At 74.2% G+C, this 23,879-nt stretch carries 23 protein-coding genes and 1 pseudogene; 12 read left to right on the top strand and 12 right to left on the bottom strand.

The window, feature by feature from the left end; genetic code table 11:
• On the top strand, window positions 1-239 hold a 239-nt coding region (locus TR48_RS45100; protein ID WP_500799091.1), incomplete at its 5' end, for a P-loop NTPase family protein.
• A 25-nt stretch (window positions 240-264) separates the two neighbouring features.
• Here the strand turns inward: TR48_RS45100 and TR48_RS01805 are convergent.
• Entirely contained in the window at window positions 265-1,515 is a 1,251-nt protein-coding gene (locus TR48_RS01805) for a styrene monooxygenase/indole monooxygenase family protein (RefSeq protein WP_042364014.1), read from the bottom strand.
• Between the two features lie 153 nt (window positions 1,516-1,668).
• Between TR48_RS01805 and TR48_RS01810 the strand changes: the two genes are divergently transcribed.
• The 6 genes from TR48_RS01810 to TR48_RS01835 all read left to right on the top strand — a co-directional run bounded on the left by TR48_RS01810 (window position 1,669) and on the right by TR48_RS01835 (window position 6,493).
• On the top strand, window positions 1,669-1,998 hold the full coding sequence (locus TR48_RS01810) for a PadR family transcriptional regulator (protein ID WP_084728694.1): 330 nt from the start codon (window positions 1,669-1,671) through the stop codon (window positions 1,996-1,998).
• On the top strand, window positions 1,995-2,978 hold the full coding sequence (locus TR48_RS01815; RefSeq protein WP_042364016.1) for a hypothetical protein: 984 nt from the start codon (window positions 1,995-1,997) through the stop codon (window positions 2,976-2,978). Before TR48_RS01810 ends, TR48_RS01815 begins: the two co-directional genes overlap by 4 nt.
• Window positions 2,959-3,207, top strand: a complete 249-nt coding sequence (locus tag TR48_RS01820) for a DUF4387 family protein (RefSeq protein ID WP_052442334.1) — start codon at window positions 2,959-2,961, stop codon at window positions 3,205-3,207. Before TR48_RS01815 ends, TR48_RS01820 begins: the two co-directional genes overlap by 20 nt.
• Before the next feature lie 28 nt (window positions 3,208-3,235).
• The gene (locus TR48_RS01825; protein WP_236651965.1) at window positions 3,236-4,231 is read left to right on the top strand and encodes an SGNH/GDSL hydrolase family protein; all 996 of its coding nucleotides are present in this window, start codon (window positions 3,236-3,238) and stop codon (window positions 4,229-4,231) included.
• Window positions 4,232-4,523: 292 nt separating this feature from the next.
• A complete protein-coding gene (locus TR48_RS01830; RefSeq protein WP_042364019.1) occupies window positions 4,524-5,795 on the top strand; it encodes a S53 family peptidase in 1,272 nt (423 codons plus the stop codon).
• A 149-nt stretch (window positions 5,796-5,944) separates the two neighbouring features.
• Window positions 5,945-6,493 (top strand): hypothetical protein, encoded by a 549-nt coding sequence (locus tag TR48_RS01835; protein WP_042364199.1) that lies wholly within the window; start codon window positions 5,945-5,947, stop codon window positions 6,491-6,493.
• On the opposite strand, the gene TR48_RS01840 is transcribed toward TR48_RS01835, so the two are convergent.
• From TR48_RS01840 to TR48_RS01860, 6 genes and pseudogenes are all read right to left on the bottom strand, one after another.
• Window positions 6,480-8,255 carry an IucA/IucC family protein gene (locus tag TR48_RS01840; protein ID WP_236651984.1) on the bottom strand — a complete coding sequence of 592 codons (1,776 nt, stop codon included), beginning with the start codon at window positions 8,253-8,255 and terminating at the stop codon, window positions 6,480-6,482. The genes TR48_RS01835 and TR48_RS01840 overlap by 14 nt on opposite strands.
• 36 nt (window positions 8,256-8,291) lie before the next feature.
• A pseudogene (locus TR48_RS45105) lies at window positions 8,292-8,738 on the bottom strand (GNAT family N-acetyltransferase); the annotation flags it as partial.
• Window positions 8,735-10,015 carry a lysine N(6)-hydroxylase/L-ornithine N(5)-oxygenase family protein gene (locus TR48_RS01845; protein WP_042364020.1) on the bottom strand — a complete coding sequence of 427 codons (1,281 nt, stop codon included), beginning with the start codon at window positions 10,013-10,015 and terminating at the stop codon, window positions 8,735-8,737. The gene TR48_RS01845 and the pseudogene TR48_RS45105, both read right to left, overlap by 4 nt.
• An 11-nt stretch (window positions 10,016-10,026) precedes the next feature.
• Complete coding sequence (locus tag TR48_RS01850; protein WP_042364021.1) at window positions 10,027-11,487, bottom strand: pyridoxal phosphate-dependent decarboxylase family protein; 1,461 nt, start codon at window positions 11,485-11,487, stop codon at window positions 10,027-10,029.
• Window positions 11,488-12,191: 704 nt separating this feature from the next.
• A complete protein-coding gene (locus TR48_RS01855; RefSeq protein WP_042364022.1) occupies window positions 12,192-13,004 on the bottom strand; it encodes a siderophore-interacting protein in 813 nt (270 codons plus the stop codon).
• Complete coding sequence (locus TR48_RS01860; RefSeq protein ID WP_042364023.1) at window positions 13,004-14,038, bottom strand: ABC transporter substrate-binding protein; 1,035 nt, start codon at window positions 14,036-14,038, stop codon at window positions 13,004-13,006. The genes TR48_RS01855 and TR48_RS01860 overlap by 1 nt, the downstream gene beginning before the upstream one ends.
• A 193-nt stretch (window positions 14,039-14,231) precedes the next feature.
• On the opposite strand from TR48_RS01860, the gene TR48_RS01865 reads away from it, so the two are divergent.
• On the top strand, window positions 14,232-15,245 hold the full coding sequence (locus tag TR48_RS01865; protein WP_201777079.1) for a FecCD family ABC transporter permease: 1,014 nt from the start codon (window positions 14,232-14,234) through the stop codon (window positions 15,243-15,245).
• Complete coding sequence (locus tag TR48_RS41525) at window positions 15,242-16,309, top strand: FecCD family ABC transporter permease (protein WP_052442335.1); 1,068 nt, start codon at window positions 15,242-15,244, stop codon at window positions 16,307-16,309. Before TR48_RS01865 ends, TR48_RS41525 begins: the two co-directional genes overlap by 4 nt.
• On the opposite strand, the gene TR48_RS41530 is transcribed toward TR48_RS41525, so the two are convergent.
• A complete protein-coding gene (locus TR48_RS41530; protein WP_152627747.1) occupies window positions 16,281-17,243 on the bottom strand; it encodes an ABC transporter ATP-binding protein in 963 nt (320 codons plus the stop codon). The two genes, TR48_RS41525 and TR48_RS41530, sit on opposite strands and share 29 nt — an antisense overlap.
• A gap of 166 nt (window positions 17,244-17,409) precedes the next feature.
• On the opposite strand from TR48_RS41530, the gene TR48_RS01880 reads away from it, so the two are divergent.
• Window positions 17,410-18,054 (top strand): class I SAM-dependent methyltransferase, encoded by a 645-nt coding sequence (locus TR48_RS01880; protein WP_042364025.1) that lies wholly within the window; start codon window positions 17,410-17,412, stop codon window positions 18,052-18,054.
• Window positions 18,055-18,126: 72 nt separating this feature from the next.
• Window positions 18,127-19,353, top strand: a complete 1,227-nt coding sequence (locus TR48_RS01885) for a saccharopine dehydrogenase family protein (protein WP_042364202.1) — start codon at window positions 18,127-18,129, stop codon at window positions 19,351-19,353.
• 28 nt (window positions 19,354-19,381) lie between these two features.
• Here TR48_RS01885 and TR48_RS01890 read toward each other — a convergent pair whose 3' ends face one another.
• Window positions 19,382-20,095 carry a L,D-transpeptidase family protein gene (locus TR48_RS01890; protein WP_052442336.1) on the bottom strand — a complete coding sequence of 238 codons (714 nt, stop codon included), beginning with the start codon at window positions 20,093-20,095 and terminating at the stop codon, window positions 19,382-19,384.
• Window positions 20,096-20,232: 137 nt separating this feature from the next.
• Between TR48_RS01890 and TR48_RS01895 the strand changes: the two genes are divergently transcribed.
• Window positions 20,233-21,006, top strand: a complete 774-nt coding sequence (locus tag TR48_RS01895; RefSeq protein ID WP_042364026.1) for an SDR family oxidoreductase — start codon at window positions 20,233-20,235, stop codon at window positions 21,004-21,006.
• Window positions 21,007-21,174: 168 nt separating this feature from the next.
• Here TR48_RS01895 and TR48_RS01900 read toward each other — a convergent pair whose 3' ends face one another.
• Genes TR48_RS01900 through TR48_RS41535 form a run of 3 tightly spaced genes read right to left on the bottom strand, consistent with a single transcriptional unit; the run spans window position 21,175 to window position 23,790 of the window.
• Window positions 21,175-21,720 (bottom strand): isochorismatase family protein, encoded by a 546-nt coding sequence (locus tag TR48_RS01900; protein ID WP_042364027.1) that lies wholly within the window; start codon window positions 21,718-21,720, stop codon window positions 21,175-21,177.
• Window positions 21,721-21,772: 52 nt separating this feature from the next.
• On the bottom strand, window positions 21,773-23,176 hold the full coding sequence (locus TR48_RS01905) for an MFS transporter (protein ID WP_042364028.1): 1,404 nt from the start codon (window positions 23,174-23,176) through the stop codon (window positions 21,773-21,775).
• The gene (locus tag TR48_RS41535; protein ID WP_063770876.1) at window positions 23,173-23,790 is read right to left on the bottom strand and encodes a MarR family transcriptional regulator; all 618 of its coding nucleotides are present in this window, start codon (window positions 23,788-23,790) and stop codon (window positions 23,173-23,175) included. Before TR48_RS41535 ends, TR48_RS01905 begins: the two co-directional genes overlap by 4 nt.
• Between the last annotated feature and the right edge of the window lie 89 nt (window positions 23,791-23,879).

Below are 23,879 nucleotides of genomic sequence, written 5' to 3' on the forward strand. Positions count from 1 at the left end.
CCTCCGGGGGAGGCCCGCCCCGCCTCACCCGTTCACCGCGCGTGGTGGTCGGGACGGACCTCGATGTGGTCCGGGGCGAGACGGTCGCGCCGAGCTCGCGGTTGACGGTCCGGAAGGCCTCGAAGATGCCGGCCCCGGTCTCCGAGGGCGTCACGGTCCTGGTGGCCACCCACGACCCGAACCTGATGGAACTCGCAGACCGGTTAGTGGAGTTGCGCGACGGGCACCTGGTGGAGTGATCCGGGCGGGACGAAGGCCGAATGCTCAGGAGGGGAGCCCGGGCAAGGATGCGAGATAGCGCATGGTCGCCTCCGGGGTGCCGAGCCAGCGCGGGAAGTCCGTGGGGTCGGCGTAGGTCTGGGCGAGCCGGGCGGCGACCGCCGGGTGGGCCGCGGCCTGGGCGAAGGCGAGGCCGATGTGGTCGGGCAGCGGGCCCAGCATGGTGGCGGTGAAGTCCACCGTGTGCCGCGCCTCCTCCCAGTACGCGGCGAAGAGCCCCCGCAACCACGGCTCGTCGAAGGGCAGTTCGCCGCGCTCGGTGACGGCGGCGGCGTAACGGGCAGCGCAGCGAGCGGCGTTGTTGGCGCCCTGGGCGGTGATCGGGTCGTTGAGCACCAGGGTGTCGGCCATGCCGAGGACCGCCGGTCCGGCCGCACCGCCCGGTCGCGCGACGGGATGCCGCACGGTCGGGGTGACCGCGCCGACGAGTGAGGCGCCGCCGTCCGTCGGCTCGGCTGCGGCCAGCGCGTCGTACTCCCACGGGACGTGGCGACGGATCAGTTCCCGCGTGCGGGACAGCAGTTCCTTCGGGTCGGGATCGTCGCCGAAGACGTCCAGCGGTCCGCCCGGCACAGCCTCCCACAGCAGGATCATGCAGGGGCCGCTCAGCGTCACGCCGGGCTGCAGCACGAGCTCGCCCGCGCCCGCGACGATGTGGATCCGCGCCGGGTCGCCCGCCTCGGGGCCGAGATCGGCGGCGGGACCCACGCCGTGCAGGTAGACGGCGGCCAGCGTCCGCTGCGGGGCGTCGAAGCGGCTGCGCGCGTCGTCGCGCGCGAAGACGCCGCCGAGCGCGCCGCGTCCGGCGGCGACCACGGTCAGGTCGTGCCGCTCCGCCAGCGGGACCAGGTCCTCGGCCGCGGCCCGGCGGTACTCCACCCGGCCGCCGCGCTCCTCGAACAGCTCCAGCCACGCGGCGGTCTTGACCCGCTGGTCCACCGAGTGGGCGGGCTGCTGCGGGGCGGCGTCGATCGTGAGCGCCGCCTGCCCGTCCACGCCGACCACGACGTGCAGCGAGCCCGTGTCCGGCGCGACCCCGTCCCACAGGGCCAGCCCGGCGGCGCGCTCCAGCGCCCGCGCCGGGCCGAACATCGCCTGCGTGGAGAGCACCCGTCCGGCCCGGATCTGCTCCGGCGTCCGCTCGGCGACGACCGTCACCCGATGCCCGGCCGACTGCAGCGCCAGCGCCAGATGGAGCCCGGACTGCCCGGCCCCGACGACCGCCACCTCACGCATCCGCCCCACCCCTTCTCATGGCCCACCGACGGCTCCCCGTAAGGCCGTCGGACTCATGCTCGCGGTGGACCGGGCCCAGGGCAAGGAGGCCCGCCTTGCGCCATATGCCGGTCGCCGATATATGTGAGCGACATGAGTCACAGCGCACGGCCCATGCAGGAGCCCACCCTGCTCCTGCTCACCGCCCTGGCCGACGAGCCCCGGCACGGCTACGCCCTGATGCGGGAGGTCGCCGAGATCTCCGACGGACGCGTGCGGCTGCGGACCGGCACGCTCTACGGCGCGCTGGAGCGGCTGCAGCGCGAGGGGATGGTCCGGGTGGAGCGCGAGGAGGTCGTCGACGGCCGGGCCCGCAAGGTGTACGCGCTCGCCGAGCCGGGCGTGACCGCGCTCGCGGAGGAGACGGCGCGGCTGCGCGCGCTGGCGGTGGAGGCCGAGCGACGCCTGGCCCTGCGGCCCGGCTTCAGGGGGGCGACGGCGTGACCCACCACCGGACGAGCGACGCACCGCGCCTGCTGCGCGCCGCCCTGCTCGCCTACCCCAGGACCTCCCGGGCGGCCCATGCGCAGGAGCTGACGGCCATCTTCGCCGAGGCCACGGGCGGTGCGGGCCGGATCGCCACGCTCCGCGAGGCTGTGGACGTCGCCGGGCACGGACTGCGGCTGCGCGGCGGACTGGGCGGCCCGGGCCGCGCCGACGAGGTCGTGGCCCGGGCGGCCCCCGCGGCGGTCGCCCTGTGCGCGGCCCAGGGCGTCGCCTACGTCGTGGCGTTGGGCGTCATGCTGCTCGACCCACCTCAGTTCCGGGGGCTGGGGACGGCCTACGCCCTTGTGCTGGGCGACGCCGTCGGCGCGACCGTCGTCTGGCTGGGCGTCGTCGCCCTGCTGCTGCTCGGCCGCTGGGGAGGTGCGCGGATCCTGGGAGCGCTCGGCACGGCCGCTCAGGTGCCCGTGGTGCTCGCGGCCCTGCCCGGCCTCCAGATGGACCGCACCTACGCGGTGTGCCAGGCGCTGCTCCCGTCCCTGTTCGTCGCGGCGCTGCTGCTTGCCGTGCCGCGCGACCTGACGGGGCCGCTGGGGCCGCGCGACCGCTCCGCGATGGGCTGGGCGGTCCTGTCCGCCCTGGTGCTCGACGCGCTCATGTTCGTGGTCGAACTCCCCTACGTGACCGGGATCCTCATCAGCTTCGTCTGGTTCGTGCCGGTCGCCTGGGCGCTGCTGCGGGTCCGCCGGGACGCCACGGGCCCGGCCGCCCTCGCCCTGACGGCGGTCGTCGGCCTGCTGCGCTTCGGCGTGCCGATGCTGGCCCAGCTGACCTCGCCGCGGGAGGTCGCCGCAGCCGCCGTCGTCCTGGCCGCCGTGGCCTTCGCCTGGCGGCGCCGGTCTCTCCGCAACGCGGAACGGCCGCGTCCTTCCCGATCCACTGGACCGAGCCGACCCTCGAGTGATCTCCACCACCCGTGAACAGTACGAGCTGGTCGAGCGGGACCGCTTGATCAGCCGTCAGGTGGTGGCGGAGCTGTACGGCCTCCCGGTGGCGGACGCCGGCGAGCCGATCTTCTCGAATCCGGCCCGCGCCGTGAAGGTCAACCTGCGCCGACCGCTGCCGTCGGGGAACGTAGGCGAGACGGACGTCTACGGCGTGCAGCAGCACGGCCCCCTGCTCGCGCTGCGCCTGCCGCTCCCGGAGTAGGGCACGCCCGCGTCGTAGGGTGGGCCGGGTGAGTGCACGAACCGGCCCGGGGGTGCTGCGGATGCGGATACGACGGACGGGCGCGGCCGCGGCCGCCGCCCTGCTGTGCGCCGGGCTCGCTGGGTGCGGCGGCTCCGACCGGCCCGCGACGCCGGCCTCGTCGAACCGGCCCGTGCTGGTCGGCTCCGGCCCCTCTTCGCCGTCGTCCCGGCCCTCGCCCTCGGCGACGCCGCTCGCGTCCGGGCCCTACGTCGCCCTCGGCGACTCGTACACGGCCGGGCCGGGCATCCCCGCGCGGACCGGCGTCCCGCTCGGCTGCGACCGGTCCAGCCAGGCCTACCCGGCCCTGCTCGCCGCGCGCCTGCACCTGAGCGCGGCCCAGTTCCGAGACGTGAGCTGCAGCGGCGCGCGGATCGCCGACCTGGACGGCGAGCAGTCCACCTCCGACGGCGTCAATCCGGCCCAGCTCTCCGCGCTCTCGTCGTCCACCCGGCTGGTCACCCTCGGCATCGGCGGCAACGACATCGGCTTCGCGGACCTGGTCGAGCGCTGCGTCGCCGCCGGGCTGCTGCGGCAGACGCCCTGCCGCGAGCAGCTGACCGCAGGCGGCGACAGCGTCGAGGCGCGGATCCGCACGGCGGGGGAGCAGCTCGCGGTCGCCCTGGCCGCGATCCACCGCCGGGCCCCGCAGGCGCGCGTCTACGTCGTCGGCTACCCGGCGATCCTCCCGGCCGACGGCGGGGTCTGCGCCTCGGGCCTCGCGATGACGGTCGACGACGTGGCGTACCTGCGGGTCAAGGAGCAGCATCTGAACGCGATGCTGCGGAAGCGCTCCGAGGCCGCCGGTGTGCGCTTCGTGGACACCTGGACGCCCTCGCTCGGCCACGACGCCTGTGAGACGGCGGGAACCCGGTGGATCGAGCCGCTGTTGCCGAGCGCCCCGGCGGCCGCATTGCACCCCAACGCCCGTGGTGAACAGGGCATGGCGGAGGCGGTCCTGGCAACGCTGGGTGACGATTCCTGAAAACTCCCTGGGAGTCGTCGAACTGATTTGCGGCCCCTCATCAGGGGTTTTACGTACAGGTGACCGAGTTGTGTGCGTCTCCTCTGAAAATCCTCAGAGCTTCTGTTGACGCGTCAGATGACGCACTGCTTGTCTTGGGCGCAGCAAGGCACACCCCCACCTTGTGGTGTCATAAATCCCTGTCCGCCCTGGTTACGACATGCCGCTCAGCAGGTCCTCGCTTGGCATGCTCACGACACTCTGCTGCCTACCGGCAACAGGGCGGCCGACCCCGAAAGGACCCCGCAACCCCATGGGCAAGGGATCTGTTTCGCATCGGAAGACGACGGCCATCGGCATCGCCGTGGTCGCCCTCATCGGCGGCGCAGCCGCCATAGCCGCACCCGCGACCGCGAGTTCGGTGCCGATACAGCCGGCGGCTGCCAGCGCGGCCGGCCACCACGCGCATGCCCGGCACCTCTGCGGCGCTCCCAAGAAGGCCCGCATGATGTCCTGCCTGGCGGAGGTGCGCACCGACGTCGCGCAGCCGCACGTCTTCGCCGCGCACGCCGTCTCCGCCGCCGCCACCCCCTCCGGCTACGGCCCCGGCGACCTGCTCAGCGCCTACAACCTGCCCGCCGACGGCGGCGCGGGCCAGACGGTGGCCATCGTGGACGCCCAGGACGACCCGAACGCCGAGTCCGACCTGGCGACCTACCGCAGCCAGTACGGCCTGCCGGCCTGCACCAGCGACAACGGCTGCTTCAGCAAGGTCGACGAGAACGGCGGCACCAACTACCCGAGCGCGGACTCGGGTTGGGCCGGGGAGATCTCCCTCGACCTCGACATGGTCTCCGCGATCGCGCCCGAGGCGCACATCGTCCTCGTCGAGGCCAACTCGGCGAACATGAGCGACCTGGGCACCGCCGTCAACCAGGCGGTCTCGATGGGCGCGAAGTTCGTCTCCAACAGCTACGGCGGCTCCGAGGACTCCTCCGACCTGTCCGCCGACAACAGCTACTTCAACCACCCCGGCGTCGCCATCACCGTCTCGGCCGGCGACTCCGCCTACGGCGCGGAGTACCCGGCGTCGAGCCAGTACGTGACCTCCGTGGGCGGCACCTCTCTCACCAAGGACTCCAGCGGCCGCGGTTGGAGCGAGAGCGTCTGGTCGACCTCCAGCACCGAGGGCACCGGCTCGGGCTGCTCGGCCTACGAGCCGAAGCCCAGCTGGCAGACCGACACCGGCTGCTCCAACCGCACCGTCGCCGACGTCTCCGCCGTCGCGGACCCGGCCACCGGCGTCGCGGTCTACGACAGCTACGGCGCCTCCGGTTGGCAGGTCTACGGCGGCACCAGCGCCGCGTCGCCGATCATCGCGGGCGTCTACGCCGACGCGGGCGCCCCGGGCGCCAACGACTACCCGGCGCAGTACCCGTATCTGCACACCGACGCGCTCAACGACGTCACCAGCGGCAGCAACGGCACCTGCGACCCGTCCTACCTGTGCACCGCCGGCACCGGCTACGACGGCCCGACCGGCCTCGGCACCCCGAACGGCCTGACCGCCTTCACGGCGGGCTGACCTTTCGCAGCCGCCACTGACCGAAGGGGCGGACGACCGCGGACCCCACGCCGCGGCTCGTCCGCCCCTTCTCCGTGTCGTCGCGCTCCCCGTGGCGTGGGGGATCAGAGGAGTTGAACGTGTTCAAAAACAGGTCCATGATGGTGCGCATGAGCGAAGGGGAGCGCCTCCGGCGCGCGCGGGTGTGGATCGTCCTGTTCCTGTTCGGGCTGGTACTGGCTGGGCTGACGGCCTTTCCGCTGGTCACCGAGTCCGGGTGGCTGGTGTGGTGGGCGAGCGACCGCGGCTCGCCGCTCGCGGGCTTCGCGGGGCACTTCCCCGCCGGGGTGGAGTGGGCCCGGCACGTGCACGCGGGGCTGGCCGCCACCGCCCGCAGCTACCCGTTCCTCGCTTACGGCACCGACTGGCTCGCCTTCGCGCACCTGGCCATCGCCGTCGCGTTCGTGGGGCCGCTGCGCGACCCGGTCCGCAACGTGTGGGTGCTGGAGTTCGGGCTGATCGCGTGCGCCGGGATCCTGCCGCTCGCCGCGATCTGCGGGCCGCTGCGCGGACTGCCGCTGTGGTGGCTGCCGATCGACATGTCCTTCGGCGTCTTCGGTGCGGTCCCGCTCTGGCTGGCCCGACGCCACGTCAAGGCTGCCGAGCGCGCGCGGACCGGGACCGCCGCCGGGGTCACGGCCGCTGTCAGTGCCCTGTGATGGGGTTGGGCAGTGTCCCGGCGAACTGCAGGGCGCCGGCCGGGTCGGTCAGGTCGACCATCTGCCGGTTGTTCCGCAGTTGCAGCCGGTTGAGACACGAGAGCGCGAACCGCTCGGCGAAGAGGTCCAGCTCGGCCAGACGGTCCGCCAGTTCGGGGTGCGCGGCCTCGTAGTCGCGCAGCACGCGGGCCACGACGGCCCAGAAGGCGTCCTGGTCCAGTGTGCCGCCCGCGTGCAGCTCGGCCGAGAGGAAGCGAAGGAAGCAGTCGAAGACGTCGGTGTGCAGGGAGAGCGCCCACTGCTCCCTCGGCACCTGGGCCCGGATCCGCGCGACCTGCGGCGGCAGCGGCGTGCCCGGGTCCAGCACGGCGATCTCCTCGGCTATGTCCTTGAAGAAGACCCGGACCGGCGCGCCCTCGGGGGTGAGCACGAGGATCACGTTCTCGCCGTGCGGCATGAAGGTGAGGCCGTACGCGCAGAGCGCGTGCACCACGGGGGTGAGGTAGGCGGTGAGGTAGCGGCGCAGCCACTCCTCGGGGGCCAGGCCCGAGGAGGCGATCAGCGCCGCGGCGAGTGAGGCGCCGTCACGGTCGGTGTGCAGCAGCGCCGCCATCGTCGCCGTCCGCTCGCCCGCGCGCAGGAACGGGGCCGGGCTCTCCCGCCACAGCGCGGCGAGCTGCTTCTGCTGCGGCGTGCTTTTGGGGTAGCGCGGGTGCCGGTAGCCGACGGCCGCGTGCTCGCGCAGGATCGAGAAGCCGCAACCGGTCAGCGTCGGATCGGCGGCGACGAGGTCGGCGAGCCAGTCGTTGATGGCGGGCGTGTGCTCCATGTAGTCGGCCGAGAGACCGCGCGTGAAGCCCATGTTGAGAACCGACAGGGCCGTCTTCACATACGGCCGCTCGGGCGCGGCGGAGTTGAAGAAGGTACGGATCGACTGCTGGGCCAGGTGGCTGTCGCGTCCCTCCCCGAGCGGCACGATGCGGCCGCGGGCGATCTCGTCCGCGTAGGAGACGCAGAGCCGGTGCCGCCACTGCCACGGGTGGACGGGGATCGGGACGTAGCCCGCCAGCTCCGGCGGCAGCGGCGGCGCGCCCAGGGCGTCCTGGTCCACGTCGCGTGCCCGCGCCCGCACGGCGTGGTCCGGGTGGACGGCCACCCACAGCAGCCGCACCGGCGCGCCCGCCTCCGGCGCGTACCGCAGCTGGTCGACGGCGTCGAAGCCGAGCCGGCCGCTGTTGGCGACGAAGCAGGGGTGGCCCTCGGTCATGCCCGCCTCGATCGACTGGAAGTCCGCAGCGGCGAGCTCGGCCGCGCCCACGGACGGAAGGGAGAGCTTGAACGCCGTCGCGGCCAGGGTGCTGGTGATCTCCTCCAGGTAGAGCGGCAGCACCTCGTCCGACAGCCCGAGGCTGCGCCGCAGCTCCAGCACCAGCTCGCCCGCGTCGAGAGGCAGTTCCACGCCGTCGACGGCGCGCCGCCGCAGCATGCTGTCCGCCTCGATCCGCCAGTGGTCGAGCGCCAGCAGCTCGGCGCGGAAGCGGTAGGCCACCGCGTCGTCGTCGCTCGTGACGCCGTACCAGCCGCCGTTGTCCGGCAGCGGCACGGGCGTGATCAGCCGCTCGTGGGCGAACTCGGCCAGCGCCTTGCGCACCAGCAGCCGGTTGGCCCGCGCCCACAGCTCCGGTGTCAGGTGGGCGAGCGGATCGCGCTCCCGCTCGCCGCTCGCGGCGCGGAACTGCTCCCGGGTGCAAGTGCTGAGCAGAGCCCGCTTGCCGGACTCCGGCAGTGTCACCGGCCGCACCGGCCGGAAGCCGACGGCCGCGTTGAGCCGGTGCACGGCCCGGTTGCGCACGTCGGGCTCGACGACGACCCGGCGCACCGCCGGATCGGCGAACAGGTGCCGCATCACCGCGGTGAGCGCGGCCCGGGTGAAGCCGGGGACGGGCCGCTCGGTCGGCGCCGTCAGGAAGTGCATGCCGACGTCCCCGTCGTCGGTGCGGTGCACGGCGCCGACCTCGGTGTCGACCGGGTTGTAGCGCTCCGTCAGCACCGCCGGCGCGCCGCGGAACCAGCCGATCCAGGCGTCCAGCTTCGCGTACTCCTCGCCGATCTGGGCGACCGTCGCGTCCTGCAGGAGCCAGAAGACGGCCTTGGGATGGGTCACCCAGCCGTGCAGCAGGGCGGCGTCCGCGTCCGGGTCGACGCGGCGGAAGGTGAACTCGTCGGGAGTGGGGGTGTCGTTCATGCGGCGGAGAACTCCTGGAAGGCGATGCGGCGCTCGATCGGGTAGACCTCGCGGCCGGTGAGGGCACGGAGCAGGACGGAGTTGCGGTGGGCGCCCATGCCCAGATCCGGGTCGGAGAGGCTGTGGGTGTGCAGGGCGGCGTTCTGCACGAAGATCTCGCCGCGCCCGACCGCGTCCACCGACCAGTCACGGCGGACGGCCAGCCGGCCCTGCTCGTCCCGGGCGATCCGGTCCGCGATCCCGGCGAGGAACGCGGGTTCGCGGTAGCGGTAGCCGGTGGCGAGCACGAGCGCGTCGGTGCGCAGGGTGTGCGTCACGTCCTGTTCGCGCTGGTGCAGCGTCAGTTCGTAAGCGTCGCAGGATTCGTCGTAACGCGCACGGGTGAGCGCCGTGTTGGTCAGCAACCGGGTCGGCACGGGGCCGCGCAGCGACTTGACGTAGAGCAGTTCGTGGACGGCGTTGACGGTGTCGGCGCTGATGCCCTTGTAGAGCGCCTTCTGCGCCGCGCCCAGCCGGTCGCGGACGGGCGTCGGCAGGGCGTGGAAGTAGTCGATGTACTCCGGGGAGGTGAGCTCCAGCGTCAGCTTGGTGTACTCCAGCGGAAAGAAGCGCGGTGAGCGCGTCGCCCACACGAGCTCGTAGCCGTGGCGGTCGATGTCCCCGAGCAGGTCGAGGTAGATCTCCGCCGCGCTCTGCCCGCTGCCGACGACGGTGATCCGCTCCCGCTTGCGCAGCTCCTCGGCATGGTCGAGGTAGCGGGAGCTGTGCACGGCGGGCCCGCCGACCCCGTCGAGGGCGGCCGGTCGGTGCGGCGGCGTCCCCGTCCCGAGCACCAGCCGACGGGTCCGGTACGTCTCGCCGTTCGCGCAGCGGACGGTGTAGCAGCCGTCCGAGCCGTCGTGCTCGACCGCCGTCACCTCGCGCCCGAAGCGGACCGAGCGCAGCCGGGACGCCGCCCAGCGGCAGTAGTCGACGTACTCGCTGCGCAGCGGGAAGAAGTTCTCGCGGATGTAGAAGGAGTACAGACGCCCCTGCTGCTTCAGGTAGTTGAGGAACGAGTACGGTGAGGCCGGGTCGGCGAGCGTCACCAGGTCGGCGAGGAACGGCGTCTGCAGACTCGCCCGCTCCAGCATCATGCCGGGATGCCAGTCGAACTCCCGCTTGCGCTCCAGGAAGACGCCGTCCAGGTCCGCGAGGGGTTCGCTCAGGCAGGCGAGCCCCAGGTTGAACGGGCCGAGGCCGATCGCGACGAAGTCGTGGATCCCGTGGTGCGTCATGGCGTCCCCTCTCAGGCGGCCTGGTCGGCGGCGAGGTAGGCGGTGGCGTGGGCGTCGAGCAGGTCGAGGACGACGGCGAGGTCGGCGACGGTGCTCGCGGGGTTGAGCAGCGTGAACTTCAGGTGGTGCCGTCCGTCCACGACCGTGCCGGCGACCACGGCCGCGCCGCTCGCCGCGAGCGCCTCGCGCGCGTGCAGGTTGGCGGCGTCGAGCAACGACGCGTCGGCGGGCGCGTGCGGGGGCTGCCAGCGGAAGACGAGCGTGCTGAGCTGCGGTTCCACGACGACGCGGAAGCGCCGGTCGCGGGTCAGCAGCGCGTGGCCCTCGGCGGCCAGGTCCAGCACGGAGTCGAAGAGCGCGCCGACGCCGTCCGCGCCCATCACGCGCAGCGTGAGCCAGAGCTTGAGCGCGTCGAAGCGGCGGGTGGTCTGCAGGCTCTTGTCGACCTGGTTGGGGATGCCGCGCTCGGCCATCCGCCGGGGGTTGAGGTAGTCCGCATGGTGTCCGGCGTGCCGGAGGGCGGCCGTGTCGCGCACCAGCAGCGCGCTGGAACTGACCGGCTGGAAGAAGGACTTGTGGAAGTCGACGGTCACCGAGTCGGCCCGCTCGATCCCGTCCAGCCGGTCACGGCGGGTGGGCGAGACCAGCAGCCCGCAGCCGTAGGCGGCGTCGACGTGCAGCCGGACGCCGTGCCGGGCGCAGACGTCGGCGACGGCGGACAGTGGGTCGATGCTGCCGAAGTCGGTGGTGCCGGCCGTGGCGACGACGGCCGCGGGCAGCTCGCCCGCGCGGTGGCAGCGCTCCAACGCGCGCTCCAGCGCGACCGGGTCCATGCGTCGCTCGTCGTCGGCGCGGACGGCGACCACCGCGTTCGCGCCCATGCCGAGCAGGCGTGCCGACTTCACCACGCTGAAGTGCGCGGCGTCGGAGGCGAGGATCCGCAGCCGGGGGAGGCGGGCGAGGTCACCGCCGAGCGCCTCGTCGCGGGCGATCAGCAGCGCCTGGAGGTTGGACTGCGTGCCGCCGCTGGTGAACACCCCGTCCGCGCCCGGCCCGAGACCGATCCGTCCCGCCGTCCACGCGATCAGCCTGCGCTCGACGAGGGTGGCGCCGGCGCTCTGGTCCCAGGTGTCGAGGGAGGAGTTGACGGCGGTGAGCACCGTCTCGCCGAGGAGCGCGGGCAGCACCACCGGGCAGTTGAGATGCGCGAGGTAGCGGGGGTGGTGGAACCACACCGCGTCGCGCAGGTAGACGCGCGCCAGCTCGTCCAGCGCCGCGTCGGCGTCCCCGAGCGGCGCGTCGAGGTCGATCGGCGCGAACTCGCGCTCCAGGGCGCGGTGATCGATGCCGCTGAACGGGCTCCGGGCGGCGGCGACATGCCGCGCGACGAGGTCGGCGCCCTCGCCGACGAGACCGCGGTAGGCGTCGACGGACGCGGAGTTGAACAGCTGAGCCTGCGGGTGCGGCTTCATGATTTCCCTTCGGGAGCCGGGCGTCGGGGAGGACGCCATGAGGGGGATGCGTGATCGGGGAGACGGGGACGCGGGCGCCTCGGCCGGCGGTCCCGGCGGCAGCCCGGCCCGAGGCCCGGGCGCGAGGCGCAGGGCCCAAGGCGCGGGGCGCGTGGCGCGGTGACGGTGCCACGCGGCCGGGCGAGGCCCACGGTTCGGGCTTGGCCTGGGGCCCGGGGTGTGGGGCGCGGTGCCGGTGCTACGAGGGCGCTCGGCCGGGCGAGGTCCATGGTTCGGGCTGGCCTGGGGCACGAGGCGCGGGGCGCGGTGCCGGTGCCACGCGGCCGGGCGAGGCCCGTGGTTCGGGCTTGGTCCGGGTGTGGCGCGGTGCCGGTGCCGGGCGAGGCTCAGGGTTCGGGCTTGGCCCGGGGCCCGGGATGTGGTGTGGGGGGCGGTGTCGGTGCCACGCGCCCGGGCGAGGCCCCCCACGGTTCGGGCTTGGCCCGGGGCCCGGGATGTGGTGTGGGGCGTGGTGCCGGTGCCGGGCGAGGCCGGCGGTTCGGGCCTGGTCTGGGTGGAGCCCCCTGGCTTCGGGCGGTCGGGAGGCTTGAGACAGAGCCGCGTGACACGGCGGGCCACGTTCAGCGGTGCGCCGGCCAGGGCGCGTGGGTGCGGCTCGGCGGCTCGGCGGGTGGTGACTGCGGTTCGTCCCCAGGACGGTGCGGTTACGCGGCCTCGGCGAGGAGGTCCTCCTCGGTCGCGCCGCGGCGCCAGTAGCCGGTGAAGGTGACGCGGGCGCGGTCGAAGCCGCGTTCTCGCAGCAGGTGGCGGCGCAGGGCGCGGACGCAGCCCGCCTCGCCCGCGAGCCAGGCGTACGGGGTGCCGGGCGGGAGTGCACCCGCGGTCAGTACCGCGCACGGCAGGCCGCCGCGGGCGACCCAGCGCACGTCCACGTCGCCGGGCGCGCCCTGCGCGGCCAGCTCCTGCCGGTCGCGCTCGAACGGCACCTCGATCCAGGCCCGCACCGGTAGTTCAGGGCGTTCGGCGCCCAGCCACGCCATGATGCCCGCGACTGCGGGCAGCGCGGTGAGGTCGGCCGTCAGCAGGATCCAGTCCGTGCCCTCCGGCGGCCGGAAGTCGATGCCGGCGTTGTCCGGCTCCGTCGGTCCGAGCGCGAGGACCCGGTCGCCCGGGGCGGCCGCCGCCGCCCAGCGGCCGGCCGGGCCGGTCCCGTCGTGGAGGGCGAAGTCGACGGCGAGTTCGCCCGGCCGCTGCGCGCGCACGGTGTAGCTGCGCATCACCGCGCGGCGCGCCGGGTCGAGCCGGCGCCAGTGCGCGTACCACTCGGCGCCCGCCGACGTGGGCACCAGCGGCGTCGACTCGCCCGGCTGCGGCAGGAACAGCTTGAACCGCTGGTCCCGGCCGCCCGAGCGGAAGCGGTCGACGTCCGGGCCGCCGTAGACGATCCGGCGCATGGAGGGGCCGAGCGCCTGCGCCCGCAGCACGCGGAGGTCGAGGAACTCCCACGCGGCCCCCATCAGACGACCTTCTTCGCGCGGTCCAGCGCACCGGCCAGCTGCTCGACGAGCGGCGCGCAGCCGGTGTACGAGAACCGCACCTCACTGAGCCACGGCACCACCTGTCCGGCCCGGACGGCCGGCAGCCGCTGCCAGGTGGGCTTGCCGGTCAGGTCCTTGGGCTGGAGCGCCGAGCTGCGGCTGTCGAGCAGGATCAGGTCCGCGCCGTACTTGTCGGCGTTCTCCCAGCTGAGCGGTTCGAAGAAGCCGCCCTGCACCTTGTTCGGGGTCACCAGCTCGACGCCGAGGCTGCGGTAGTAGGCGAGGTCGGGGTAGACCGCGGGGTCGGAGACGTACAGCAGGTCGGCGCTGGCGGAGGCGGCCAGCACCTTCAGTCCGTCACGCGCCTTCGCGGTGCGGCGCAGCGTCTCGACGGCCTGCTGGAAGCGCCGCTTGGCGGCGACCACCGAGGCGGCGGCCAGGTCCGCACCCAGCAGCCCGGCCAACTCCTCGTGGCGCCGCAGCGGTTCGGGCAGCGGCACGTTCGCGATGGTGATCCCGGCGGTCGGGGCGAGGGCGGCGATCTTGTCCTTGCTCGCGTCCGGCACGTACCAGAGCTGCTTCGGCTGCCACATGTCGGTGACCAGCAGTTGCGGGCGCAGCTCGGCGTACTTCTCCAGGTCGAACTCGCCCCAGGCGTTGCCGAGGACGGTCACCCTCGCGATGTCGAGCTGTCCGGCCATCGGGTCGGCCTTGCCGTCGGCGAGCCTGGTCGGCCCGAAGACGCCGACGACGCGGTCGGCCGCGCCGAAGTCGTGGAGGGCGGCGGCGGTGCCGGTGTAGGCGACGACCCGGGTGGGGGCCTGCGGGAGCGAGACGGTGGCACCGCGGTCGTCGGTGAAACGCCAGGGCCCGCGGGCGGCGGATCCGGACGCGGCGGCGTCACCGCTCCGCGTTCCGGAGCTGGATCCGGCGGCGCAGGCGGCGAGGAGCGCGCCGAGACCGGCGACGCCGCCGGCGGCGAGCAGGGTACGGCGGGAGGGCTGAACGGGCATGGCGCGGAACGCTTTCTTGGAGGAAGGCGGAGGAGGAGGAGCCGTGGGCTCAAGGTCAACTTAGGGTAGCCTAACCTAAGTTTCGATGCCGCTGTCCACCCATCCGCCGTCCAGCCCGCGTCGACTCCGCGCTCCACCTCGCCGACCACCCCCGCTGTCCACCGATGTCGACCACCGCCGGAGGCCCTCCGCCATGACCGCGCTCACCGCTGATCCACCCTCACCCGCGCTGCGCGCCCGGCGGCTGCCGCTGGCCTCGGCCGCCCTGCTGCTCGCCGTGCTCGCGCTCTCCCTCGCCCTCGGCGCCAGGCCGCTGTCGCCGACCGCGGTCTGGCAGGGCCTCACCGACCCGGCCGCGCCCGCCTACGACGTCGTCCACGGCATGCGGCTGCCGCGCACCCTGCTCGGTCTGCTCGCCGGAGCCGCGCTCGGCCTCGCGGGCGGCGTCATGCGGGCGCTGACCCGCAATCCGCTGGCAGACCCGGGCCTGCTCGGCGTCAACGCGGGCGCCTCGGCCGCCGTCGTGACCGTCTCCGCCGTCTTCGGGCTCTCCGGATTCGGCGGGGCGGTCTGGTTCGCCTTCGCGGGCGCCGCGCTCGTCGCCGTGCTGGTGCACGCGGTCGGCGGAGGGCGCACGGCCACCCCCGCGCGCCTGGTCCTCGCCGGAACCGCCGTCAACGCCGCCCTGTTCTCCTACGTCAGCGCGATCGAGCTCGTCGACACCGACGCCCTCGACCGGATGCGGTTCTGGACCGTCGGCTCGCTGGCCTCCGCCCAGCTCGGCACCGTCGCCGCGATGACGCCGTTCGTCGTCGCGGGCCTCGTGCTCGCGTTGGCGCTCGCCCGCCCGCTCGGTGCGCTGGCCCTCGGCGAGGACTCCGCCCGCGCCCTCGGCTCCCGCCTCCCCGCGACCCGTGCGGGAGCGACCCTCGCCGTCACGCTCCTGTGCGGCGCGGCGACGGCGGCCTGCGGGCCGCTGGTCTTCGTCGGCCTGTTGACGCCGCACCTCGTCGTCCGCTTCACCGGGCCCGACCCGCGCCGCCAACTGCCCTACTGCGCCCTGTTCGGCCCCGTCCTGCTGCTCGGTGCGGACGTCCTCGGCCGCCTGGTCGCCCGCCCGGGGGAGGTGCAGGTCGGCGTCGTGACGGCGGTCGCGGGCGGACTGCTGCTGCTCGCGTTGGTCTGCCGCCGAGGAGTCGTCGCATGAGCGCCCTGCTCCGCTCCCGGGCCGGCGACGCCGCCCCGGTCCGCGCGGTGGACCGGTCCGTGCGCCGTGCGCGCCTGGTGACGACGCTGCTGCTGCTCGCCGCGCCGACGGTCGCGGTGCTGGCCCTCGCGGGCGGCGGCGATCTGGCCCTCGCACCGGCCGACGTCGTGCGCGCCCTGGTCGACCCGGGCTCCGCGACCGCCGACCCCGCCACGCACTTCGTCGTCTGGGAGCTGCGGCTGCCCCGGGTGACGACCGGTCTGCTCGCGGGCGCTGCCCTCGCGTTGTCCGGCGCGGTGTTCCAGTCACTGACGCGCAACCCGCTCGGCAGCCCCGACGTGCTCGGGTTCACCCAGGGCGCGGCCACCGGCGCGCTCACGGCGACCGTCCTCCTCGGCGGAGGCGGCGGCGTGCTCGCGCTCCCGCTCCCGCTGGGCGCGGTCGTCGGCGCGCTGGCGGCCGGGGGAGCGGTGGTGGTACTCGCCCGGGGCGGCCGGCAGCAACTGGTGCTCGTCGGCATCGCCGTCGGCGCGGTGCTCAGCGGCGTCAACGGGTACCTGCTGACACGCGGCCAACTGACCGACGCCGCCCGCGCGGTGCTCTGGCTGACCGGCAGTCTCGACGGCGGCGACGGGACGGACGCGGCGGTGATCGCGCTCGCGCTGGCGCTGCTCGCACCCGTGGTGCTGGCCCAGGCGCGCTCGCTGGCTCTGCTCGAACTCGGCGACGACGCGGCCACGGCGCTCGGCGTCCCGGTGGCCCGCACGCGTCGCGCGCTGCTGTGCGCCGCGCTGCTGCTGGCCGCGGCGGCGGCCGCCACCGTGGGGCCGGTGGCCTTCCTCGCGCTGACCGCGCCGCAGCTGGCGCGGCGGCTGACGCGCGCACCGGGCCCGAACCTGCTGCCCTCGGCGGCGACGGGCGCGCTGCTGCTCGTCCTCGCGGACTGGGCCGCGCAGCGGGCCGTGCCGGGACACCAGCTGCCCGTCGGTGTGGTCACCGGCCTGCTCGGCGGCGGGTACCTGGTCCGGCTGCTGGTCAAGGAGCGCCGGTCGGCGAGGGTGTGACGGCGGCGGCGTCGCTGTGCGTGGTGCCGCTCCGCACGGCGCCGCTGTGCGTGGTGCCGCTCCGCACGGCGTCGCTGTGCGTGGTGCCGCTCTGTGCGGCGTCGCTCTGGACGGTGCTGCCGGTCCAGGCGCCGCCGTGGCGGGCGCCCGGGACGACGAGCGGGGTGCCGGTCTCCGGGTCCGGCACGACCCGGCACTCCACCTCGAAGACCTCCGCGACCAGCCCGGCGTCCAGCACCTCGCGTGGTGGACCCGCCGCGACGAGGCGGCCTGCGCGCAGCACCACCAGGTGGTCCGCGTAGCGGGCGGCCTGGGCCAGGTCGTGCAGCACCATCACGACGGTCCGGCCCGACTCGCGCTGCAGCCGGACGACCAGGTCCAGCACGTCGAGCTGGTGTCGCAGGTCGAGAAAGGTGGTCGGCTCGTCGAGCAGCAGCAGCTCCGTCTCCTGAGCGAGCGTCAGCGCGATCCAGGCCCGCTGGCGCTGCCCGCCGCTGAGCCGGTCCACGGGCCGGTGGCGCAGTCCGGCCGTCCCGGTGCGGTCGAGCGCGCGCTCGACCGCATCCTGGTCGGCCGCGCTCCAGGCCCCGAACAGCCCCTGGTGCGGATGCCGTCCGAGGCGGACCAGCCCCTCGACGGTGATCCCCTCCGGGGCGACGGGCTGCTGCGGCAGCAGCCCGAGCCGCCGGGCCACCTCCCGCGAGGGCAGCCGGTGCAGGTCGGCCCCGTCCAGCAGCACCGACCCGGAGGCCGGCCTCAACAGCCGCGCGAGCCCGCGCAGGAGTGTGGACTTGCCACAGCCGTTCGGCCCGACGATCGCGGTGACGGCATCGCGGGGCAGCTCGACATCGAGGTCGGCGACGACGGGCGCTGGCGTGGCCGCGGACGAGCGGGCGCGGTCGTAGGAGAGGCGGAGGGCGCGGGTCTCTAGCATATAGTCAACTTAGGGTTGCCTAACCTAAGTATGTCAAGCGCGCCCTGTGCGCCCTGTGCGCCCTGCGCCCATTGGCCTGGCGGCCCTGGCGGACGGGTGTTGTCAGTCGTAGCTGGTAGGACGGAACCCGAGCTGGCAACGGATCGGAAAACCTGGGGGTGGGGGCATGGAGACGACCCTGTCGGACCGTGAGGCGGAGGCGCGGCGGGCGTACGACGCCGTCGCGGAGACGTACGCGACGACGGTCCCCGCGCTGTTCGCGCAGGACGTGTGCGGGCGCGCGATGATCGCGGCGTTCGCCGAGCTCGTGGTCGCGGGCGGGGGCGGGCCGGTCGCCGACCTCGGCTGTGGCCCTGGCCACGTCACGGCGCACCTGCGCGGCCTCGGCGTGCCGGTCTTCGGCGTCGACATCTCGCCCGCGACGGTGTCGGCCGCCCGTCGTGCCCACCCGGAGCTCCGCTTCGAGGTCGGCACGCTCACCACCCTCGACGCGGCCGACGGCGCGCTCGGCGGCGTGTTGTCCTGGTGGTCGCTGCTGCACACGCCGCGGGCCGAGCGGCCCGCCGTCTTCGCGGAGTGGCACCGCGCTCTTGCTCCGGGCGGGCACGCGCTGCTCGGCTTCCATGTCGGCGCGGGGCAGTCGCGCGTCCGGGGAGCTTACGGACACGACGGGGTCGACTACACCATCGAGTTGATACAGCCCGAGGAGGTCGCGGCCGAGCTGGCGGCGGCCGGTTTCGTGCGTCAGGCGCTGATGCGGCTGCCCGGCACGCGTCGCGAGCAGGCCTGCCTGCTCGTCCGCAAGGCCTGACCGCCCGAAGGGCGCCCGGTGAGCCCCGGAGGGCGGTGTCGGTTACCAGTCGGTAGCGCTACAGTGCTGCCCATGGTGTCTGATCGAGTGTCGGAACGTGCCTACGACCTGGTCCTCTTCGGAGCCACGGGATTCACCGGAGGGCTGACGGCGGAGTACCTCGCCGGACACGCCCCGGAGGGCTGCCGCTGGGCGGTCGCGGGTCGCAACCGCGCCAAGCTCGAGGCGCTGCGGGCGCGGCTCGGCCTGCCCGAGCTGCCCGTGCTCGTCGCCGACAGCGCGGACGCCGACGCCCTCGCCGAGGTGGCGCGCTCGGCCCGGGTCGTCGTGACGACGGTCGGTCCCTACCAGCGCTACGGCGAGCCTCTTGTGAAGGCCTGCGCCGAGGCGGGCACCGACTACGTCGACCTCACCGGCGAGCCGGAGTTCGTCGACACCATGTACACCCGCTACCACGCCCGCGCCGTCGAGAGCGGGGCCCGCATGCTGCACGCCTGCGGCTTCGACTCCGTCCCGCACGACCTCGGCGTCCTCTTCACCGTCGGCGAACTCGCCCGCGCCACGGGCCGGGAGGAGCTCGACGGCCCGGTGGCCGTCGAGGGCTACGTCCGCGTCTCCGGCACCTTCTCCGGCGGCACCTTCGCCTCCACGCTGACGGCCTTCTCGCGCCCGGTCCAGATGGGCCAGGCGGCGAAGGCCCGCCGCGCGGTCGAGCAGCGCCCGGCCGGGCGCAAGGCGCGCGGGGTCGCGGTCGGCCCGCGCTGGTCGGGGGACGCGCACGCGTGGGTGGTCCCCATGCCCGCCATCGACCAGCAGGTCATCGTGCGCAGCGCCGCCGCGCTGCCCCTCTACGGTCCGGACTTCCGCTACGGCCACTACGCCGCGGTCAAGCGCCTGCCGATCGCGCTCGCCGGCATCGCGGGCGTGGTCGGCGTCGCCCTCGGCGCGCAGATCCCGCCGCTGCGCCGCAAGCTCGAGGAGCTCCGCCCCTCCGGCGCGGGCCCCGACGAGGCGCAGCGCGCCCGCAGCTGGTTCACCGTCAGGTTCTCCGGCACGGCGGGCGGCCGCCACATCTGGACCGAGGTCTCCGGCGGCGACCCGGGCTACGGCGAGACGGCCAAGATGCTGGCCGAGACCGCCCTCTGCCTCGCCTACGACGACCTCCCCAAGACGGCCGGTCAGCAGACCACGGCGTCGGCCTGCGGCACCGCCCTCATCGGTCGCCTGCGCGCGGCGGGCCTCTCCTTCCGCGTTCTCGCCGCCCGACCTACTGCGGCCCCCGCCCGCTTCCTCGGCTGAGGCCGGACCGGACACCCGGCCCGGTCGCTCATCCGATGGTGATCACCGGGTGGTCGGCCGGGTCGATCCACCGCAGGATGTGGCGCATCACGCTCGCCGGGACGGCCACACAGCCCGCCGTCGGGCCGGCGGAGGCGCTGAGGTCGTGAAGGAAGATGCCCGCGCCGCGCCCCGGGACGGCCGGGTGCCTGTTGAAGTCGATGACGAGCGCGTTGTCGTACTGGACGGGGTAGTTCGCCAGGTGTTCGCTGCCCCGGTCCCCTGCCTCCGTCAGCGGGAAGCCGCCTCGCCACGACTTGCGCAGTGAGTTGTAGTACGGCGACTGCGGGTCCTCCACCCACCAGTCGTCCGGCGTCACCCGGTGGTAGGGAATCCGGGTCCCCTCCGGAGCCGGGCCGTTCCCGAAGCCCTGGGTGATCGTGTAGGTGCCGGTGGGCGTGGTCAGCGTGCCCTGTTTGCGCGTCGTGCCGTCCGCCAGCCCGTGCGCGCCGATGCGTGCCGCCGAGGTGGCGAAGACCTGCTGCCAGCCCAAGGGGCTGAGCTGCCAGGCCGTCACCGTGGCGTGGCTGCCCTGCGCATGGACGGAGATCACCTGCCGGGCGTTCCCGACACCCGGCGCGGTGGCCGTCGGTCCCGACGCCACGGCGGTCGGCGCGACCGTCGCCGCGGCCAGGAGCGCGACGGCGCCGAAGAGGACGGAAAGGCGCACTCCGGTGCGGCGACGATGGGACCCGTGCGACATGACGGCGTGCCTCCTGATGTGGCATCACAGTTCGAACCCCGCACTGCCTATGGTGTTGATCACGGCCCTCGCGGCGTGAGCGACACGGCGGTTCGTCCCCCGGAAGCGGTAGCGTGTGGATCAACGGGAGGAGCTGCATGACGCAGGGGTTCAACGAGGAAGAACAGCGCTCGACGGGCCGGATCGCCCTGGTGACGGGAGCGGGTTCGGGCATCGGCCGGGTCACGGCGCGGGCGCTGGGCCGCGCCGGCTGGACGGTGGTGCTGACCGGACGCCGCGAGGACGCGCTCAGGGAGACCGCCGCGGAGATCGCCCAGGCGTGGGTGCAGCCCGCGGACGTCACCGACGAGGCCGCGGTCGCCGCGCTCTTCGACCGGATCGCCGACCGCTACGGCCGGTTGGACCTGCTGTTCAACAACGCCGGCTCCTTCGGCACCTCCGCCCCCGCGGCCGAGCTGCCTGCGGACCGCTGGCGTGCGGTGATCGACGTCAACCTGACCGGCGCGTTCCTCGTCGCCCAGCGTGCCTTCGTCCTGATGCGCGAGCAGAGCCCGTCCGGTGGCCGCATCATCAACAACGGCTCCATCTCGGCCCAGGTCCCGCGCCCCAACAGCGTCGCCTACACGGCGACCAAGCACGCGATGACGGGTCTCACCAAGTCCCTGGCCCTGGAGGGCCGCTCCCACCGCATCCCCGTGGGCCAGATCGACATCGGCAACGCCGCGACCGAGATGACCGAACGAATGACCCAGGGCATCCTCCAGGCCGACGGCCGGATCGCAGTGGAGCCGGTCATGGACGCAGCGCACGTCGCATCGACGGTGGTCCACCTCGCCTCACTGCCCCTGGACGTGAACGTCCCCTTCATGACCGTCATGGCCACGGGCATGCCCTTCGCCGGACGCGGCTAGGCCGGTTCTGACGGCAGTTGACCGACGGTGTACGGGTCCGGGGCGGGCAGGACCGGCCAGGCGCGCGCCTCAGAAGCCCGGCCCCCGCGGCGGCCGGCTACCGTGCTTCGACCCAGCCGACTACCGCGAGCGCCACGCCCGGGCCCGCGCCTCGCGCAGGGAGGCGGATCAGCCCAGCAGGGCGATCAGCTCCGCGGTCGTGCCCGTCTCGCCGAGCTTGGGGAAGACCCGGGCGAGGCTGTGCTCGTGGGAGACCGGGTCCATGTCGGTGACCGCGTCGGTGGCGATGGTGACGTGGTAGCCGTGCTCGTGGGCGGCGCGCGCCGTCGACTCGACGCCCATGCTGGTGGCGACGCCGGTGACGACGACCTGGGTCACGCCGCGCTCGCGCAGGGCCGCGTCCAGGTCGGTGCCGTGGAACGCGCCCCAGGTCTGCTTGGTGACGGTGACGTCACCGTCCTCGACGGGCAGCACGAGCTCGGCCCAGTCGGCCGGAAGCTCGCGCGGCGGCCGGGAGAAGGAGGTGCGGCCCGGGGCCCCGCCGGTGACGTTGACGTGGACGACGAGGAGGCCGCGCTCGCGGAACGCGGCGGCGAGCTTCTCGGAGTTGGCGAGCACCTCGTCCACGCCGTGCTCGGCGGCGAACGCGGTGATGCCCTTCTGCAGGTCGATCATGATCAGCGCGGTGGTCGGGTCGAGCGTGGTGGCGGTCATCAGGGGCCTTTCGGATTCTTGGACTCAGGGGTGGTCGTGGTTGTCGGGGGGATCAGCGGCCGGGGCGCAGGGCCCGGTCCGCGACGGTGAAGAGCAGGAGCGCGCCGCAGAGGGCGACCATCACGGCGGCGATGTCGTGCAGGCCGCCGTCCGTGGCCCGGGAGCCGTAGAGCAGGGCCAGCACGGAGGACGACAGGATCGCGCCGAGATAGATGGACGTGCGCTGGAGTCCGGCCGCCGAGCCGGTGCCGTCGGCGGGGGCCTGTGCGTAGACGGCGGCCTGGTTGCAGCTCGAGGCGAGGCCCTGGCCGACACCGAAGACGGTGCTGGCGAGCACCAGCACGGCGATCGAGGTGCGGCCGTCGAGGAGCAGCAGCATCCCGGAGCCCGCGCCGAGCAGCAGCGTGAGCGCGACCAGCGGCCTGCGCAGCGTCTTCGTCCGCGCGCCGAGCAGGGAGAAGACCGCGGCGGTGAGCGACATCGGTAGCGCGATCAGGCCCGCGTGGAAGGAGCTGAGGCCGTGCGACTCCTGGAGCCACTGCGAGAAGCCGTAGAGCATGCAGTAGAGCACCAGGTAGGTCAGACCGCTGCGGACGAACGTCCTGGTCAGACCGGGGCTGCGGCCCAGCAGCCGCAGGTCGAGGAAGGGCTGGGCGGCCCGCAGCTCCCAGGCCACCAGCGCGACGCCGAGCAGCACCGCGAGCGCCAGCAGCAGCCAGTCGGGGCGGGCCAGGTCCATCAGGAAGAGCATCATCGTGGAGATCGTCGCCGCGAAGAGCAGCAAACCAGGCGGGTCCAGGCTGATCCGCGCCCGCTCGGCCGGGCGCGGCGGATCGGCCGGGGCCCAGCGCAGCGCCAGCAGCAGGCCGACCACGGCGGCCGGGATGTTCACGGCGAACACCGCCCGCCAGCCCAGGGTCGCCGCGAGCGCGCCGCCGAGGACCGGTCCGACGGCCGCGCTGGCGAGCGACGCCAGCGAGAGCCGCCCGAGTACGGTGCGCGGAGCTTCCACGCCCGTGCGGCGGGACTCGGCACGGAGCATGGCCATCGCGGAGGGGTAGGCGGCGGAGGTGCCGACGCCGAGCAGCACACGCGAGGCGATCAGCCAGCCGAAGGCGGGAGCGAGGGCCCCGACCAGGCCTGCCGCGAGGACGACCACGAGCCCGCTGAGGAAGACCTTGCGCGGCCCGATCAGGTCCGCCAGGCGTCCCATGGTCGGCTGCCCGACCGAGCTGGCCAGGTAGAGGCTGGCCACCAGCCATGCCGTCTGGCCGACGCCGACGCCGAAGGCCTGGCCGACGGCCACGAGCGCGGTGGCGATCATCGTCGAGTTGATCGGGTTCAGCGCCACGCCGAGCAGCAGTGGCGCCATCATTGCGCCGCTGAACGGCTTGCGTATGCCCTGCGCTGCGACCTGGGCGGACGTGGTGGCGCGCGGTTCGGCCTCGGTGCTCACGCCTCGGCTCCCGAGGCGCGCGCCGTGTCCGCTGCGGGGCCGGGCGCCCCGGCGGAGGCCCCCGCGCCGACGTCTCCTCCGGCTCCTCCGGCTGCGACGCCGCCGGCTCCTCCGGCTCCTCCGGCTCCTCCGGCTCCTCCGGCTGCGACGCCGCCGGCTCCGCCACTGACGACGTCGGTGCCGGCGAGTGCGCGCAGCACGGGCAGAGCGGCGGCCAGAGCCGAGCGCTGACCGGCGTCGAGGTCGCCCTCGATGGCGGCGCTGAGCCAGTCCTGCTTGGCCGTGATGATTCCGGCGATCGTCGCCCGGCCCTCCTCGGACAGCTGGACCAGGACCTGGCGGCCGTCGGTGGGGTGGGGCGTGCGGGCGATCAGCCCGCGCTCCTCCAGTGCGCCGAGCGTCATCCGCATCGACTGCGGCCGGACGAACTCGGCCCGCGCCAGGTCGGCCGTGGTGGCCGGTCCCTCGCGCAGCAGGCGCGCGGCGACGGACCGCTGCGAGGCGGTCAGCTCCGTCGCCGCGGTCGCGGCGCGGGCCCTGCGCGAGATCAGGCCGAGCACGGCCTGCAGTTCCGCCGCCAGCTGGGCGGCGTCGGCGGATCCTGTCGGTGGCATACCTCGACCGTAGGGCCTCGGCAGGCAATATGGCAAGTTTGCCTGTTGAGTTTCCCTGTCGATGCGCGCCCACGCGAGCGCGGCCCGTC

The sequence above is a fragment of the Streptacidiphilus neutrinimicus genome, assembly GCF_000787815.1.
Taxonomy (GTDB): domain Bacteria; phylum Actinomycetota; class Actinomycetes; order Streptomycetales; family Streptomycetaceae; genus Streptacidiphilus; species Streptacidiphilus neutrinimicus.